The sequence below is a fragment of the Flavobacterium sp. LHD-80 genome, from assembly GCF_030929605.1.
Lineage (GTDB): Bacteria > Bacteroidota > Bacteroidia > Flavobacteriales > Flavobacteriaceae > Flavobacterium.
Map to the genome: position 1 here is coordinate 272,754 of NZ_JAVFVS010000004.1, position 17,046 is coordinate 289,799.

A 17,046-nucleotide genomic window follows, 5' to 3' on the forward strand; every position below is an offset into this window, starting at 1 on the left:
TTAGAAATATTATAAATAGGTTTGTGCATCAAAATTTATTAATACTTAACCTATGAAAAAAGCAATACTTTTCGTTTTGTTCATGTCTTTTTTTGGCGTAAAAGCACAAAAAGTAGATTTGGATCGTTTTTATTTTAATGTGAATTATCAAATTCTTCCTAAAGAAGGAGTTCCTTATGAAAAAAGAACTTATTCTTCAACAGTAAAATGTGGAGGCGCAATACAATCTTACGTTGATCCGGCTACTCTTAATGATAAAATTCATATCGCTGGCTGGAAAAAAGTAGAGAGCGGCGGTACTGTACAAATTGAACTTAATCTAGAAGATTTTGTTGAAAAAGGAGCTACTCCAGGAGTAAGAACCGAGGAGAAAAAAGATAAAGATGGTAAAGTAATCAGCAGAAGAGATTTCCATTTTGTTACAGCAAAATACGCAACTAGAGGTTATGCTAAGGTAAAAGGACCAGTTACTCCAGTAGCTGTAGTTGCAAAGCCGGTTGAGCTGGCAAAACCAGCAGAAGCACCACCAACAACAAACAGATTTTTGAAAAATGCCATAATCAAAAAAGATACCACTTCAGCATCAGTAGTTGCTGCAGCAACGGAAGGTTTTAACTTGAGCTTTAATGGAGAATTGGAGTATAAATCTTCAGAATATGAAACTTCATCAGCTGCATTAAAAGATTTTTATATCAATAAAGGCGCTATTCGTGATCAAATGCTGAGAAGTTTTTCAGATAATTCATTGAGCACTTTCAGTTATAATGTTAATTCAACTTATGGTTATAGAGCTAAAAGCGACAATGAAATTCTTTGGATTTTAGATGCTAAAAGTGATGAAGGAAAAACACAAATTGAAGCAATTCAGGCTGTGAAAGCTTTATTTGCTACCATGAAAGCTGATGAGCCAATAGATGACTTGAAATCTAATATGCAACCTTTAATTGAGTATTTTGATTCATTGAAAACAAAATATACGGAGGACAATAAAGCATCTCGAAAAATGAGATATTCAGCTTACTTTAATTTAGCTGTTATTTACTTAATGTTAGATCAGCCAGATAAAGCTATTGTTGAATCTGAAAAATTAATCGAGAATGATTATGACAAAAATGATGGAAAAGCAATAATTGAAAAAGCGAATAAATTAATTGCAAGTTTTAAAGCGGCGAAAACGAATACTACGCATAATCCAGTTCTTAAATAATATACTATGAAAAAAATTACACAAGTTGTTTTATTGTTAATGCTTACAGGTATCAATCAAATTGCTAGTGGTCAATCTACTGGTTGGTTTGGTAAAGCTACTATAAGTAATCCACTAAATTTAAGAGGTCCTGTGCCTCCAACAAATCCTGAATACGGAAATTACAAATCATATGAAATGATTTTGAATCTTGCACCAGGTTTGGAAAGTAGTATGAATAACAAAAAAGCGCCTTACTCTTCAGAGAAGTTTTACGAAGCTTTTTCGATTTCAGGATTGAAAAAACAAAAAGAAGGTGAGTTTAAAGTAAAATACAACTTGACTCGTTTTGAACTTGTAAACGATGAAGAATATGTACAGACGTACTACCAAAAAGCACCAGCTTATTATATTGGTTTAGAGTCTAATTTGGAAATTACAGATAAAGCGGGAAAAGTAATCTATAAAAGATATACAACTCCTAAAGTTTGTATGTATGTTACAAACCCAACAGAGACTTATGAGAATTTGACGTATAAAATTTTGACTGACAATTTCTACAGCATGATTGAGGAATTTGAAGGTTTCTATTTGTACGGACCAAAAATCACAAAAATGAGATATTCTGATATTGAAAAGAAGAAAAAATCAAAATCTACTTTCAATATAGAAGAATACAATCAGTCGCTTCAAGTAATGCCAACATTAGTTGATGTAGACAGACAAAACTGGGCAGATTTGTTTGGAGAAGCTCAAAAATTCTGGAAAGATCTTGTAAATTTTCAAGATAAAGATGATGAAGATTTAGCAAAACAAATTAGATTTAGTGCTAACTACAACTTAGCAGCTACTTATATCCTTTTAGGAAATGTTGAAGAAGCTTCAAAATATTTACCAGGAATAAAAGAAAATGAAAAAAGCTTTTTGGGTATGAGAAATGATTATCCATACATGTCGACTTTGGTTGAGGATATTGAAAAATACAAAAAACTTACTGAAAAGACATTTACTATCGAAGCTATACCTCAAGAACCTGTTTTAGCATCATACAAAAAAGCGCCAACAGCGTTTAGATATGCAGAATTTCCAGGTGAAGTTTTAGATACAGATTCAAAAGTTTGGAAAGGTAAAGTTAGAATTATAAGTGATTATCCTGAATTGGTAGATTTAAGAACAGAGCAAACAGTATCTGGATTAAGATCTATGATGGATGGTATTGGTTCTGAAAAAAGCAGCGTTTACATTTATATTGAAGGACAGAAAAAACCTGAAAGAACTAACTTGAAAAAAGTGGTTAACATCAAGGATGAAGAAGGAAGAATGTACATTGTAGGTAAAACAGGAAGAGGAGTTTCTTTGGTTTCATTTGACATGAACAAACAAGAAACAAGCTCAAAAAGATACTCAATGTTCGAAGAAGTTAAAAAAGGAGGAAAAGTTTCTTTATATCATGAGTTCTTCCCACAAGATGCTTATACTTTGAAAAAATCAATTGAAGATGAGTTCTTCTTGCCTCCAGTTTTCTTAGGAAGAAGAAAAGCATTAAAAGAATATTTCTCTGATTGCCCTAAAATGATTGAGGGTATTGACAAAGGAGATTACGATTTTGAAAACAAAGAAACGTACATCAAAATGTTCGACGATTACACTAAATTATGTGGTAACTCATAATTTACTGTTTAATTACAATTTGAAGAAAGGGCTGTCAATTTTGACAGCCCTTTTTTTATTCTAAAGTTTTTTAATCTAATTTCCAGCCAAAGGTAGTCTGGAAAACATAATCGTCTTTTGAAGCTCCCGGTTTTGGCTTATTGTCATAATTGTAAACAAACGACAGCTTGATAAAGAAGTCTAAAGGCAAATCGTATTTTGTGTCTAAAGAAAAATCGGTACGAACCCTTTTGCTTTCTGTAATACTTGGAAAAACAGTAGCTTTTGTTTGTATGCTGAAATCGCCAATATCATACAAGTTAAAATCGGTTCCAATAAAAAGCTCCAAACTTTTATTGGCTTCTGTAGTTTCTGTAAAACGTTCGTGGTTAAAAGATAATCCTGAGGCAACTCCCCAATATTTTTTATTGCTGTGCATAAGATATTTTCCGAATCCTGCTTTTGAAAGGATACGCAATTCGATATCTTGCTCGGTATTAGATAAAGTGGTAACTGAAAGTGGTACAAAATAATCTTTCGGGAGTAAATGAACATAGCTCAACTCTGTATCAATCCTGCGAATGGGATCGCTATCATCCTGAACGGACTGGATTTGTTTGTACATTGCGGTTCCGTACCAACGTTTTGCAGTATATCCTAAATTTACGTTTACCGTTAATTGCTGTAAGTTTTGCGCTTTAGTCAATTTTATTCCCACATCAAAACTGGCATCGAGTCTGTCCCAAAAGCTTTCATCAACAGGTTTAATGTATACAATATCTGTCAGATCAACTATAGATTTGGTCTGCGTTTCTATGTTAGTAATTTCGCATTTGTTGGGAGCCTTTACATTCGATATTTTTCCATTCAGTAAAACACCGTTGGTCAGACTTATAATATGAATTCTTTCTGATCCTATGTTTTTTACATGTTTCCATTCCAGTTTAAAGTCATCTTTGCTGTAATCGGTTTCGATTTGTACAACACCTTTATTCATCATTTTTATTTTACCAACAAGAATGTCATTGTTTTTTAGAACCAATGTGTCAGAAGTCTGCGCACTAGTTTTGAAGAAAAATAAAAGAAAAAATAGAAGTATGATTTTCTTCATATTGGTTTTATTTCTTTGGCAATCAACTTGTAAGATTAAAGTTAGAAATAAAAATGAAAACTAAAGAAGCATTATAAAAAAAATCCCATTTTCAGTTTATCGAAAATGGGATCTTTTTACTAATTCAATTTTTTGAAATTCTAGTTGGTTTTAAATTTCCAAACTTGGCCAATAGTTTCACCTCCTTTGCCATCTTTCGCGACAACTCTCCAGAAATATTGTTTGCCAGATTCGATTGCAGTATCAAGCATTTTTTCAGATTTGTTTTCGCTAATTTTTGCTGTTGGTGGATTAGTTGTTCCAAAATAAATATCATACGTTAGAACATCAGTAGCATCAACGTCAGAAGCTGTCCATTTTAAAGAAACAGTTCCAGCATTTAAAGCAGCATTTAAAACTGGCGCAACTAAATCTGGCGCAAATGGAAGATGATTTACCACGGCATCTCCAGAAGTATAAAATTTGAAAGTAGACGAATAAGCACTTGCAAGACCCTTAGCATCTGTTGCTTTTATTCTCCAGTAATAAGCAGTGTTTTTGCTTAATACAAAAGAAGCCGTGTTGTCTGCACCATCAAAAGTTTTTTCAATTTGCGAGAAAGCATTGTCTTTTGCAACTTGTATTTGATACGTTATTGCATCGTTTTCTGTATCTGTGGCTCTATTCCATTGGAACGAAACAGTATTGTCTAGACATAATTTATTATCAACCGGACCAACTAGCGTTGGAACAGTTGGAGCTGTGTTTGCTGATGGCGGGTTAGGTGTTGGTGTATCCGGATCATCTGAACCACCTCCGCAAGAAATAAAAACTAAGCTGATAATTGAGAGATATATAAAATTCTTCATTTTTATTTTTTTATAATTTTAATGAATTCTGGAGTTTCAAAATAGATTTTAGCAGCATAAATTCCTGAAGGTCGGTTTTCAAGACTCAACTGCACTTTTCCATTTTCGATACTATAGTTTTTAGCCGAAACCAATTGACCACCGATGTTGTACAATTCAATTGTAACTTCTTTATCCTGTGTTGGAATTTCGATTTCAAAACTTCCAGATGTTGGATTTGGATACGCTGCTAAAGTTCCGAAAAGATCTAATGTTGCGATTTTTTTAGAATAAACTCCTTCGCAGGCTTTTGATGTTACAACTTCTAATAAACTGCCTTTTTCTAAATCTAAAGAGAAATTAGAGTCACTTGTTTCAAACTGTGCCTGACCGTCAATAAATACGGTAAATGGTGCAGTTCCTTCTGTAATTTCAACATCAACTTTTTTAGCACTTACACTAGATTTTCCAGTGATAGTTGCACCTTTTTGGATGGTTACATTAAAATTTTGCTCGAAAATTTCACCAGGGATAGTAATTTTAACGGCATAATTTCCTGGAGTTAGAGCAGTAACTTTTAAAGAATTGTTTGTAAAAGCGTAAGTTTTATTGTTTATTGTTGCAGTATAAGCAAATGTAGCAACTCCAATAACACTAATTTCTCCGTTATTTTCTCCTAAACAAGACTCTCCTTTAGTTGTTATACTAAAGTTGTTTGCAGGTAAAGTCAGTTCGCCAGTACATTCTGTGTTGTATTTCGAAACTACGCCTTTTGCAGAAGCCCAATTAGTATTAGAATATACTACATCATCAACAAGGATACAGTATAATTTTGGGTTTCCGAAGAAATCTAAGTAAGAAGAATTTATTAACGTGTTTTTTCCATTCTTTAAATTCAGACTTGTTAGCTGATTGGTATTCAAATTCAAGTTGATTAACGCTGGATTTTGAGATAAATCTAGCGTCGTAAGCTTATTATCAGCCAAAACTAAATATTTCAAAGCTGTATTTTTGGAAAGATCTATCGTCGTAAATTTGTTAGATTTTAACTCCAATGTACCAAGCAAAGTATTGTTGCTGACATCTAAACTTTCTAATTTGTTTGTATTTGCATACAATGAGGATAACAATGAATTTTTAGAAAGATCAAGAGTTGTCAGTTGATTTTCAGCAATTGTTAAGGCTGCTAATTTTGTATTGCTTGAAACATCTAAAGATGTTAAAAGGTTATTTGAAACCGATACACTAGTTAAATTGATGCTTTTAGTAATGTCTACACTTGTTAATTTATTAGCATTTGCTGACATTGTTAGCAAAGCTGTATTTTTTGAAAGATCTAATGTTGAAAGCTCATTGCCGTAAGCAGATAAACTAGTTAAATTAACATTTGCAGAAAGATCAATTGCTGTTAAAGCATTATAAGAAAAATTCAATGACTTTAACTTGTTGTTTTTTGAAAGATCTAAAGAAGTTAATTTATTGCCTGAACAGTCAAGAGCTGTTAAATTTACGTTTTTAGAAAGATCCAAAGTTGTCAACGCGGCAGAATAACAGTATAAAGTTTCTAATGCAGTGAAGTCTTGAATACCTGTTAAATCAGCTACTTTTAATTTAGTATCGTTTATATTCAGGAAGGTTACGTTTGAAATACTAGAGGTAAATACTTTTCCGTTTTCACCATCTTTATCGATATTTCGGGCAATTAATAATTTCTCAAAATTTGCATCAGGTATTAATGTGTATTTTCCGTTTACAGGACAAGCTTCAGATGAATATGTAGCAGTTGCGTCTTTTGCAATCCAATTATCTTTTGAGAAAGCAGCATCATCAACTTGAATACATAGCAAGTTTGGATTTTGTGTGAAGTTTCCAAAAAATACTCTTTCAAAGTTCACATTGTTTCCGTTTTTCAAGTTTAAGTTGTACAAATTATTAGAGGAGCAATCAATTTCTTTTACCAGTATGTTTTTAGAAATATCTAAATTCTCTAATTGATTGATACTAGCACTTAAGACTACTAGTTTTGTGTTTCTAGAAACATCTAAAACAGTAAGCGCATTTGTGCTACAGTTTAAAGTGTTTAATTGTAAAAGTCTAGAAACGTCTAACGTTTTAATTGCATTGTTACTGCAATTGAAATTGTTTAATAAGGTTGTATTAGAAAGACCGTTTAAAGTTGCAATTGCATTTGTGCTACAATTTAAAACTACTAAGTTTGGATTTGCAGCAACATCAAGAGAAGTCAATTGATTTTTGCTAACATTCAAATTAGACAGGAATCGGTTTTTCGAAACGTCAATTGTTGTCAATTTGTTATCAGCTGCTTCTAATGTAGTCAAAGCAGCAAAATTTTGAATTCCAGTCAAGTCAGCAATATTGCTTTTGGCTACATTTAGAGAAGTTACATTATCGATGCTGTATGTTGCCACTTTTCCGTTTGGACCATCTTTATCGATTCCTAAAGCTATTAATTTGTTTTCAAAATTAACATCAGGAATTAATGTGAAAGGTTCTCCATTTGGACATGCTTCTGCTGAAAAATTTGACGTTACATCTTTGATTGTGCTCCAATTTGCATTTGAAAAAACAACATCGTCAACTTCAATACAAGTTAGATACTTATTGTCTCTTAAGCTAGTATAATTGATATTTATTAAACCGTTAGCTCCATTTTTCAAATTTAAATTATACAGTTTATTGTAAGACAGATTTAATTGAGAAAGTTTGTTGTTTTTAGACAAATCCAGAGTGTTGATCTGATTTTGAGAACACGACAATACGCGTAAAAGCGGATTATTTGATAGATCTAAAGAAGCTAATGAATTGTTATAAATAGCTAAATAATCCAATTTTGTGTTTTGAGATAAATCGATGCTTTTGAATTTATTGTCACCGGCGTCTAAACGATATAAATTAATGTTTTTCGAAACATTAAGAGCTGTCAATTGATTACGGTCAATAGTTAGCGAATTCAAATCTAAGTTTTTTGAAAAATCAAGAGTGGTTAACTGATTGTTTGTCATAGTTAAAACAGATAACAAAGTGTTGTTTGAAAAATCAACGCTCGTTAATTGATTACTGTTAAGACTTACATTGGTTAACGCCGTGTTCTTGGAAAGATCAATAGTTTTAAGAGTATTGCTGTTTGCATTTAATGAAGTTAAGGCTTTAAAATCTTCAATACCTGTAAGATCAGAAACTTTGTTTTTGCTGTCATTTAATGTTAAAGATGTTAATTTTGAAATGTTTGCAGTACGAACCTTTCCATTTTCACCATCTTTGTCTAAACCTTGAGCAATTAATATTCTTTCAAAACTTACGTCAGGTATTAATGTTTGCTGTTCGTTTAACGGACAAGCTTGTGATGAATAATTTGCAGTTGCATCTTTTGCAATCCAATTATCTTTTGAGAATACAGCATCATCAACCTCAATACATACTAAATGTGGATTTAAGGTAAAATTACCAAAAGTCATTCGTTGCATGTTTGCGTTATTACCGTTTTTCAAATTAAGATTATAAAGATCATTAGATGCACAATCTACTTCTTTCAAAAGCGTATTTTTTGAAACATCTAAATATTGTAATTTATTAAAACTAGAGCTCAACAAAGTAAGTTTCGTGTTTTTTGAAAGATCAATTGTTGCAATAGCATTAGAATTAAAGCTTAAACTGCTTAATTCTGTATTTTTTGTAACATTTAAAGCAGTAATAGTATTGTAGGCACAATTTAAAGTGTTTAGCGATAGATTGGTCTCAACATTTAGAGAAGTCAATAGATTATCGCTGACATTTAATGTTTTCAAGTCAATATTTTTAGAAACATTGATCGCGGTCAATTTATTTGTACTAGCATTTAGTGAAGTCAAGGCTGTAAAGTCTTCAATTCCTGTTAAATCTTTAATGTTACTATTTGACACATTTAAACTTGTCAATGCAATAATATTCATGGTTTCAACTTTTCCTGCTATTCCATCTTTATCAATGCCTAATGCAATTAATTTAGCTTCAAAATTGGCATCAGGAATTAAAGTATAAGGTATCACGACTGGACATGCAACTGAAGAGAATGTTGCAGATGCATCTTTTTTTGCTCCCCAATTTGTATCAGAATAAGCAACATCGTCAACTTGTATACATTTTAAGTCTGGATTTCCTGTAAAACGCACACCTCCATTGTTTCCTGATGAAACGTCGATTAAGTTATTGGCTCCATTTTTGAAATTTAGATTGACAAGTTTGTTGTTACTAGCTAATACTTGAGTAAGTTTTGGATGCTTTGAGAAATCTAAATTTCTGATTTGATTGTCTTGACACCAAACTTGATACACCTCTGGATTTTTTGAGATATCAAAAGAGGTTAATTTGTTGTTGTTAACAAGGATGTAACCTAGTTTTGTATTTGCAGAGACATCAATTTTGCTTAATTTGTTTCCGCCAACTCGTATACTTTTTAGGTTTAAATTATTTGTCAGATTAATATCTGAAATAAGGTTATTGCTTAAATCGATAGAGGTTAATGCCGTATTTTTTGACAAATTAATTTCTGATATTTTATTATTGCCAAGATCAAGACTTGTCAAAGCGATGTTTTTAGAAACGTCTATTGTTTGTATACCATTGCCATAAGCTTGTAGTTGGACTAAAGAAGTAAAATCTTGGATTCCTGTTATGTCTGAAATACCCAGATTATATAGACTTAAAATAGTGATTTTGTCAATATTTTCTGTTAATACTTTTCCGTTTTTACCATCTTTATCAATATTATTATTGATCAAAAAATCTTCAAATTTAGGATCTGGAATTAGCGTGTAAACATTACAGTCTAAACTAAAACTTGTTGTTGCATCTCTAGTAACAATCCAAGTAGCAGCAAGAGCAAGATCTGGAACTTCAATACAAGTCAATGCTGGATTGTTTGACGTATTTAAAGTCGTCAACGCTGTGTTTTTAGAAAGATTTAATCTTTTTAAAGTGTTGCCCGAGACATTTAAATTTGTCAATCCCGTAAAACCTTCAATTCCTGCTAAGTTTGTAATTCCTTTTGTCGAAACATCTAATACGGTAACCGTTTTGATGCTAGAGTTTAGAACTGCACCATTTTTTCCATCAGTATCAATGCCTAAAGTCATTAACTGATCTTCGAATTTTGGATCTGGAATAAGAGTTGAAAGTGAACAATCTAATGAAGTAAAATTCGCTTCTTTATCTTTTAGTGTTGACCAGTTCGTATTAGAATAAGCAGTATTATCAACTTGAATACAACTTAATGCATTGCTTGCAAATGATAATTCAATACCGCCACCGGTTAAATTGCCATTAATATTAGTGTAGCCAATATTACGACTTAATAAAAAATTAGAATTATTGCCATTCTTTAAATTCAGACTGCTAAGTTTGTTAGCGCTACAATTCAAGGTAACAAGTGCATTATTATTGCTAAGATCCAAAGAAGTCAATTGATTCGTGTAGATGCCTAGATCTGTTAATAATTTGTTTTTTGAAAGGTCAATGCTCTTTAATTGATTAGTGCCTAATTCCAAGACAGTTAATGCCGTATTATTAGATACATTTAAAGATGTAATAAGATTGCTTGTGAAATTTATTTGTTTTAAAGCTGTATTTTTAGATAGATCTACAGTCGTTAATTTATTGCTTCTTACTTGTATTTCCAGAAGATTTGTATTGTTTGACAGATCTAAAGTCGTTAAGCTGTTATTTGACGCGTCAAGATATTGAAGAGCCGTATTCGAAGTTAAGTTCAAAGTCGATAAACTAAGATTACTGCAGTTTAGATAAACCAAATTAGGATTTTTGCTTGCGTCAAACTTTGCTAAATTGTAATTGCCCCCGCAATTTAATTTAAGCAAATTAAGATTTTTGCTAAGATCAAGACTTGTTAAGCCTGCTTGGTTGCAATTTAAAGCTGTCAAAGCAGTAAAATCTTCAATACCAGTCAAATCAGTTATGGAGCTATTTGAAACATCCAGATATGTTAGTGAGTTGATGTTTATTGTTGGGACTTGACCATCTGTAGTACCAGAATCAAGACCAAGCGCAATTAATTTTTTTTCAAAATTAAGATTAGGAATTTTTGTGTATTGTTCTGTACCTTGTACATAGACTTGAACTGCATCAATCAAAACTTCGAAAGATGCACTGTCAAAGCTAAAAGTAGAAAGCGATAAATCGTATGATAAATCTTTATCCGCCGTAAAAGTAGCCGTTTTTTCTGTCCATAAATTGTTTGTTGCAAATGTGCTGCTAGACAAAGTGGCTGCGCTCCCTGTTTGCGAAATATTTAGCGCAATAGGATGGTCTCCACTGTAATTTGCACTGACATATTTGTATTTATACTTTATAGTATAAGTTACACCAGCCTTCATTGGTACTTGGGTGGTAATTTTAGGAGATTTAGTTGTGTAATACAATCTTGCACTATATTGTAATGTCGTATAATCATAACTTGAATTAACAACATTCGCTATGGTCCAATTTTGTATCACTCCGTTCGATGCAGTAAAATCACCGTTCGGAACAAGGTTAATCTGCGCATAAAGAGAAAAATTTGCCAGAAACAGCAACAAGAGTAGTTTTGTTTTCATAGAATAATTTTAGAAATAACGTCGCGCAATAATACCTGTTTTAAGCCGAGTTTCCTTACGGAAAAACGTAATGGCGCGTTTTTTTTCTAATTCCTTGAAAATTTACCTATGATAACAGTGTTTGTTTTTTATAAGAATATTTTTAACTATTTGATACAAAGCTTCTTTTGTTAGCTTTTAGTTTCCTTAAAGTAAATTTAAATAATCATAAGACAGTGTTAATCGTTAGTTTTTTGTAACAAAAAGTCCTAATTTAGGCCCATCTTTTAACTTTGATATTAAATTAAGATTACATGAGTTATACTAAACCTATTAAATTATCTGCTTTTGCTTTATTGGTTTTGGCAGGTTGCGGAACAACTTTGCAAGCACAATCAGCTGCTTCTAAAGAGTTTATCAAAGCACCTTTGGCAGTTGTTAAAAAGGCACCTGTTACTGAAAATGAACTGAAAAGATGGAGTCATCTTGATTTAATAAAAGATTCTATTCCGGGAATGAGTGTTGACAAAGCGTATGCCGAATTATTACAAGGCAAAACGGGTCAAAAAGTAATTGTAGGGATTGTAGATTCTGGTATCGATATTGAGCATGAAGATTTACAAGGAAAAATTTGGACAAACGCAAAAGAAATTCCTGGAAACGGAATTGATGACGATAAAAATGGATTTATCGATGATGTACACGGATGGAATTTTCTAGGAAATGCTGTTCATGAAAACCTTGAATTGACACGTATTGTTAGAAAAGGCGATGATGGTTCAGCACAATACAAAGCAGCATTAGCACAATACAATGAGAAATATGAAGAGGCTTTAAAAAATAAACAACAAGTTGATTTTTTATTGGAAGTTCATAAAACCATTCAAAAAGAGCTTAATAAAAAAACATATAAAATTGAGGATTTAAGCACTTTGACTTCTACAGATCCAAAAGTAGCAAGATCTAAAATGGTCATGACGCAAATTTTTACAAATGCAGGACCAACTTTTGATCCTGAAGCTGATTTTGAAGAATACAGAGAACAAGTTTATGACGAAATAGATTATAATCTAAATAAAGATTATGACGGAAGAAAAGTCGTAGGTGACAATCCTGATGATATCAAAAACAATCATTACGGAAATAATGTTGTTTACGGTCCAGATAAAGAAAAAGCACTGCACGGAACACACGTTGCTGGAATTATTGCACAAGTTCGTGGCAATAATTTAGGTGGCGACGGTGTAGCAAATAATGTTGAAATCTTGACGGTAAGAGCGGTTCCTGATGGAGATGAATATGACAAAGACATCGCATTGGCAATTCGTTATGCAGTTGACAACGGAGCAAAAGTAATCAACGGAAGTTTCGGAAAAAGCTTTTCGCCACATAAAGAATGGGTTTATGAAGCGTTGGCATATGCAGCAAAAAAAGATGTATTAATTGTTCATGCAGCAGGAAATGACGGATACAATATTGATGAAACTAAAAACATCAATTATCCAAATGATTCTAAAGATAACGTAAAAGAATTTACAAATAATGTAATCACTGTTGGCGCAATCAAAAAAGAATATGGCGAAAATGTAGTGGCAAGTTTCTCAAATTTCGGAAAAATAAATGTTGACGTTTTTGCTCCAGGCGAAGAGATTTACGCAACAGTTCCAAACAATAAATACAAATATTTGCAGGGAACTTCAATGGCAGCGCCAAACGTTGCAGGAGTAGCAGCTTTGATCCGTTCTTATTATCCAAAATTAAAAGCAGCTCAGGTGAAACAAATTTTAATGGATTCTGGTGTGGCGCTTCCTTCAAAAGTTGTTTTGGGTGAAAACGAAGAGACAGGCGAAAAACCTGCAGTAGTTTCATCAGCAGAATCTTCAAAAACGGCTAAAATGGTAAACGCATATAATGCTTTATTGATGGCCGAAAAAATGTCTAAAAAATAATCAAATAAAATACACTAATCCGGTGGAAGGGCGGCAGCCCTTCCATTTTTATTAAAATAACCATGCGAAAAATAATACTATTATCCTTTCTGAGTTTGGGTTTAAACTCAGCTTTTGCACAAAGCGCTCCTTATTGGCAGCAACACGTCGATTACAAAATGGAAGTATCGATGGATGTAAAAAATTATCAGTACAAAGGGAAACAAGAATTAGTTTACACTAATAATTCTCCTGATACTTTAAAAAAGGTTTTCTATCATTTATATCCAAATGCTTTTCAGCCTGGAAGTGAAATGGATGCTCGTTTGCATTCGATAAAAGATCCAGATGCAAGAATGGTAAATAAAACCAAAGATGCTGATGGAAAAGAAATCAAACAAAGCCGAATTGAAACTTTAAAGCCGAATGAAATTGGTTTCTTAAAAGTGACTAATTTTAAACAAGACGGAGTTGTAGCTCAAACAAGACTTTCTTCAACTATTTTAGAAGTTACTTTGGCTAAGCCAATTTTGCCTGGATCTAAAACTTCTTTCACATTAGATTTTGACGGTCAGGTTCCAGTTCAAGTTCGTCGTTCTGGACGAAATAACAAAGAAGGTGTTGAACTTTCGATGTCACAATGGTATCCAAAATTAGCCGAATTCGATTTTGAAGGATGGCACGCAGATCCTTATGTCGCAAGAGAATTTCACGGTGTTTGGGGTGATTTTGATGTAAAAATCACAATCGATAAAGACTATACGCTTGGTGGTTCAGGATATCTTCAGGATAAAAATTCAATTGGTCACGGTTATGAAGATGCTGGCGTAACAGTGATTTATCCAAAAAAAGCAAAAACTTTGACTTGGCACTTTATCGCGCCAAATGTTCACGATTTTACTTGGGCAGCTGATAAAGCATACACGCACGATATTGTAAAAGGACCAAACGATGTTGATTTGCATTTCTTCTATAAAAATGATGAAAAAACAACTGGAAACTGGAAACAGTTAGAGCCTTTAATGGTAAAAGTTATGGAATATTACAATCATAGAGTTGGACAATATCCGTACAAACAATATTCATTTATTCAAGGTGGCGATGGCGGAATGGAGTATGCTATGTGTACTTTGATGCTTGGAAGCGGCACACTTGAAGGAATTCTAGGAACTGCAACGCACGAATTAGGACACTCTTGGTTCCAACATATTTTGGCTTCAAACGAATCGAAACATCCTTGGATGGACGAAGGTTTTACAACTTACATTGAAGACAGTGCTTTGAACGAATTAAAAGGCGATAAAAAAGAGGTAAATCCATTTAAAGGAAATTATACTGCTTATTACAGTTTAGTAAATTCTGGAAAAGAACAACCACAAACTACGCACGGAGATCGTTACGATGAAAACCGTCCTTACAGTATTTCATCTTATGTAAAAGGAAGTATTTTCCTTTCGCAGTTAGAATATGTTATTGGAAAAGAAAATGTTGATGCAACTTTAAAAAGATATTACAACGATTTTAAATTTAAACATCCAACTCCAAACGATATCAAAAGAACTGCAGAAAGAGTTTCTGGTGCTGAGTTAGATTGGTATTTAGTAGATTGGGCACAAACAGCAAACACAATTGATTACGGAATCAAAGATGTTGCGGATAATGCAGGAAAAACAACAGTTACTTTAGAAAGAATTGGAAGAATGCCAATGCCAATTGACTTGAAAGTAGATTACACTGACGGAACTTCTGAAACGTTCTACATTCCATTAAGAATGATGAATTTCATCAAACCAAATCCAAATCCAAACGAAAAAAGAACAGTTCTGGAAGATTGGGCTTGGGCGCAGTCAAACTACAGTTTTTCAATTGATAAAAACAAAACAGCAATCAAAAAAATCATCATCGATCCAAGTGGATTAATGGCGGATGTTAAGCAGACAAATAATGTTTTTGAAGTGAAGTAATTTTCAAAAAAGAATAAAAAGAAAGTCCCGTTTATTAATTTAAACGGGACTTTTTTATTTTAAAATGTATAAATACAACTAATTATTAAATCATTTTTTAAAGTTGTGTCTTTAATAATAAGAGGTTTAAATGCTAATTGATTGTTTACATTGAATTGTGATAAAGAAGCATCAACATTTGCATCAATAATATTTAAAGCATAAAACCCAACAGCACATAATAAAGACAAATCACTATTTCGCCTAAATTGTTTTTGTGCTGACATAAGTTGAGATTCACTTAATCTCGACAAATATTCTGAATTGCTTTTATTTCCGGCAAGTCTGTTTTTATATTCATCTCTGTAAATATTGTATTGCTTTTTGTTATCAATATAGAAATACATGCTTGTACCAATTGCTCCATAAACTAATGGAACTTTCCAATATTTTTTATTATAGACTTGGCCAAGTCCAGGTAAGACCGCAGAATAGAAACCTGCTTTTGCCGGACGAAGTGGATCAAGAATTTGAGAAGTAAGGGTATCTTTTAATTTATTGTCTATCTCAGTTTGGCCAAATAAAATTGCAGAAGTGAAAAAAAGAATGAAAATGTAGCGCTTCATTATTATTTGAAAGTTTTTTCTTTCAAATATAAGTTTTATTTTAAATAAAAAAGCATTTCTAAAAATCTAGAAATGCTTTAATTTTTTTAATTGAAAATATTTTAGAAGCTTTAACTCAAATGCTCAATCATATCTTTTGTCATAGTTTCAAGATCAAAAGTATGTTTCCAGTTCCAGTCTTCTCTGGCAGAACTGTCGTCAATACTTGCCGGCCAGCTGTCCGCAATTTTCTGGCGGAAATCTGGATTGTAAGTAATTTCAAAATCTGGAATATGTTTTTTGATTTCAGCAGCAATTTCTGTCGGAGTAAAACTCATTGCGGCTAAGTTGTATGAAGAATGAATTTTAATTTCTTCAACTGGCGCTTTCATGATATTGATGGTTGCATCAATTGCATCATCCATATACATCATCGGCATTTTGGTTTCAGATGATAAAAAGCACTCGTATTTTTTATCGGCAATAGCCTTATAGAAAATATCAACAGCATAATCTGTCGTTCCGCCGCCCGGAGGAGTTGACCAGCTGATCAAACCTGGATAACGAATACTGCGTACATCAACACCATAAATATTATGGTAGTATTCGCACCATCTTTCTCCCGCTTGTTTGCTGATTCCGTAAACAGTTGAAGGCTCCATTACAGTATATTGTGGTGTATTTTCTTTTGGAGTTGTTGGGCCAAAAACAGCGATACTTGAAGGCCAGAAAATCTTTTTAATTTTTTTTGCTTTCGCCAAATTCAAAACGTGAAAAAGAGAATTCATATTTAAATCCCAAGCAAAAGCAGGATTTTTTTCAGCAGTTGCAGACAAAAGTGCTGCCATCAAATAAACATCAGTAATTTTATGTACTTCTACAAGATGTTCGATTTGGTTAAAATCTAAAGCATTGACCACTTCAAAAGGCCCTGAATTAACAACATCAGTATTTAATTTTCTAATATCAGAAGCAATAACATTTTCTGTTCCGTACAGCTTGCGTAATTTTTGGGTCAATTCGGTCCCAATTTGACCGCAAGCGCCAATGATCAATATTTTCGGATTCATTTGTGTGAGTTTTAGAGAGACAAATATAACGTTTTCGCAATTACGTACGTTTTTTAGAATCATAAATTATAAATTCAATAACGAAAAAGTTTGTTTGTTGGATAATTCTCTTTTTCAGAGGTGTGTCTTTGTGTCTGCAAGA

Annotated in this window: 9 protein-coding genes; 4 read left to right on the top strand and 5 right to left on the bottom strand. The window is 32.6% G+C overall.

What is annotated here, in order from left to right; translation table 11 throughout:
• Window positions 1-52 precede the first annotated feature (52 nt).
• A complete protein-coding gene (locus tag RB619_RS05815; protein ID WP_308095283.1) occupies window positions 53-1,207 on the top strand; it encodes a hypothetical protein in 1,155 nt (384 codons plus the stop codon).
• 6 nt (window positions 1,208-1,213) lie between these two features.
• Window positions 1,214-2,857, top strand: coding sequence for a hypothetical protein (locus RB619_RS05820; protein ID WP_308095285.1), 1,644 nt, complete (start codon window positions 1,214-1,216; stop codon window positions 2,855-2,857).
• Between the two features lie 70 nt (window positions 2,858-2,927).
• On the opposite strand, the gene RB619_RS05825 is transcribed toward RB619_RS05820, so the two are convergent.
• The 3 genes from RB619_RS05825 to RB619_RS05835 all read right to left on the bottom strand — a co-directional run bounded on the left by RB619_RS05825 (window position 2,928) and on the right by RB619_RS05835 (window position 11,379).
• Window positions 2,928-3,947 (bottom strand): DUF481 domain-containing protein, encoded by a 1,020-nt coding sequence (locus RB619_RS05825; RefSeq protein ID WP_308095287.1) that lies wholly within the window; start codon window positions 3,945-3,947, stop codon window positions 2,928-2,930.
• Between the two features lie 140 nt (window positions 3,948-4,087).
• Window positions 4,088-4,795 carry a hypothetical protein gene (locus tag RB619_RS05830; RefSeq protein ID WP_308095289.1) on the bottom strand — a complete coding sequence of 236 codons (708 nt, stop codon included), beginning with the start codon at window positions 4,793-4,795 and terminating at the stop codon, window positions 4,088-4,090.
• A 2-nt stretch (window positions 4,796-4,797) separates the two neighbouring features.
• Window positions 4,798-11,379: a T9SS type A sorting domain-containing protein gene (locus tag RB619_RS05835; RefSeq protein WP_308095291.1), complete on the bottom strand. Its 6,582-nt coding sequence runs from the start codon at window positions 11,377-11,379 to the stop codon at window positions 4,798-4,800.
• Between the two features lie 293 nt (window positions 11,380-11,672).
• Here RB619_RS05835 and RB619_RS05840 point away from each other — a divergent pair, with 293 nt between their 5' ends.
• Window positions 11,673-13,307: a S8 family peptidase gene (locus RB619_RS05840; RefSeq protein WP_308095294.1), complete on the top strand. Its 1,635-nt coding sequence runs from the start codon at window positions 11,673-11,675 to the stop codon at window positions 13,305-13,307.
• 62 nt (window positions 13,308-13,369) lie between these two features.
• Entirely contained in the window at window positions 13,370-15,250 is a 1,881-nt protein-coding gene (locus RB619_RS05845) for a M1 family metallopeptidase (RefSeq protein ID WP_308095296.1), read from the top strand.
• Between the two features lie 59 nt (window positions 15,251-15,309).
• On the opposite strand, the gene RB619_RS05850 is transcribed toward RB619_RS05845, so the two are convergent.
• Together RB619_RS05850 and RB619_RS05855 are read right to left on the bottom strand one after the other, a co-directional pair.
• Window positions 15,310-15,855, bottom strand: a complete 546-nt coding sequence (locus tag RB619_RS05850) for a DUF5683 domain-containing protein (RefSeq protein WP_308095298.1) — start codon at window positions 15,853-15,855, stop codon at window positions 15,310-15,312.
• Window positions 15,856-15,965: 110 nt separating this feature from the next.
• Entirely contained in the window at window positions 15,966-16,904 is a 939-nt protein-coding gene (locus RB619_RS05855) for an L-threonine 3-dehydrogenase (protein WP_308095300.1), read from the bottom strand.
• Window positions 16,905-17,046: the final 142 nt, after the last annotated feature.

What these genes read in the sequence shown, in the direction of transcription:
- RB619_RS05815 (WP_308095283.1), top strand. Translation starts at nt 53, where the DNA reads ATGAAAAAAGCAATACTTTTCGTTTTGTTCATGTCTTTTTTTGGCGTA.
- RB619_RS05820 (WP_308095285.1), top strand. Translation starts at nt 1,214, where the DNA reads ATGAAAAAAATTACACAAGTTGTTTTATTGTTAATGCTTACAGGTATC.
- RB619_RS05825 (WP_308095287.1), bottom strand. Translation starts at nt 3,947, where the DNA reads ATGAAGAAAATCATACTTCTATTTTTTCTTTTATTTTTCTTCAAAACT.
- RB619_RS05830 (WP_308095289.1), bottom strand. Translation starts at nt 4,795, where the DNA reads ATGAAGAATTTTATATATCTCTCAATTATCAGCTTAGTTTTTATTTCT.
- RB619_RS05835 (WP_308095291.1), bottom strand. Translation starts at nt 11,379, where the DNA reads ATGAAAACAAAACTACTCTTGTTGCTGTTTCTGGCAAATTTTTCTCTT.
- RB619_RS05840 (WP_308095294.1), top strand. Translation starts at nt 11,673, where the DNA reads ATGAGTTATACTAAACCTATTAAATTATCTGCTTTTGCTTTATTGGTT.
- RB619_RS05845 (WP_308095296.1), top strand. Translation starts at nt 13,370, where the DNA reads ATGCGAAAAATAATACTATTATCCTTTCTGAGTTTGGGTTTAAACTCA.
- RB619_RS05850 (WP_308095298.1), bottom strand. Translation starts at nt 15,855, where the DNA reads ATGAAGCGCTACATTTTCATTCTTTTTTTCACTTCTGCAATTTTATTT.
- RB619_RS05855 (WP_308095300.1), bottom strand. Translation starts at nt 16,904, where the DNA reads ATGAATCCGAAAATATTGATCATTGGCGCTTGCGGTCAAATTGGGACC.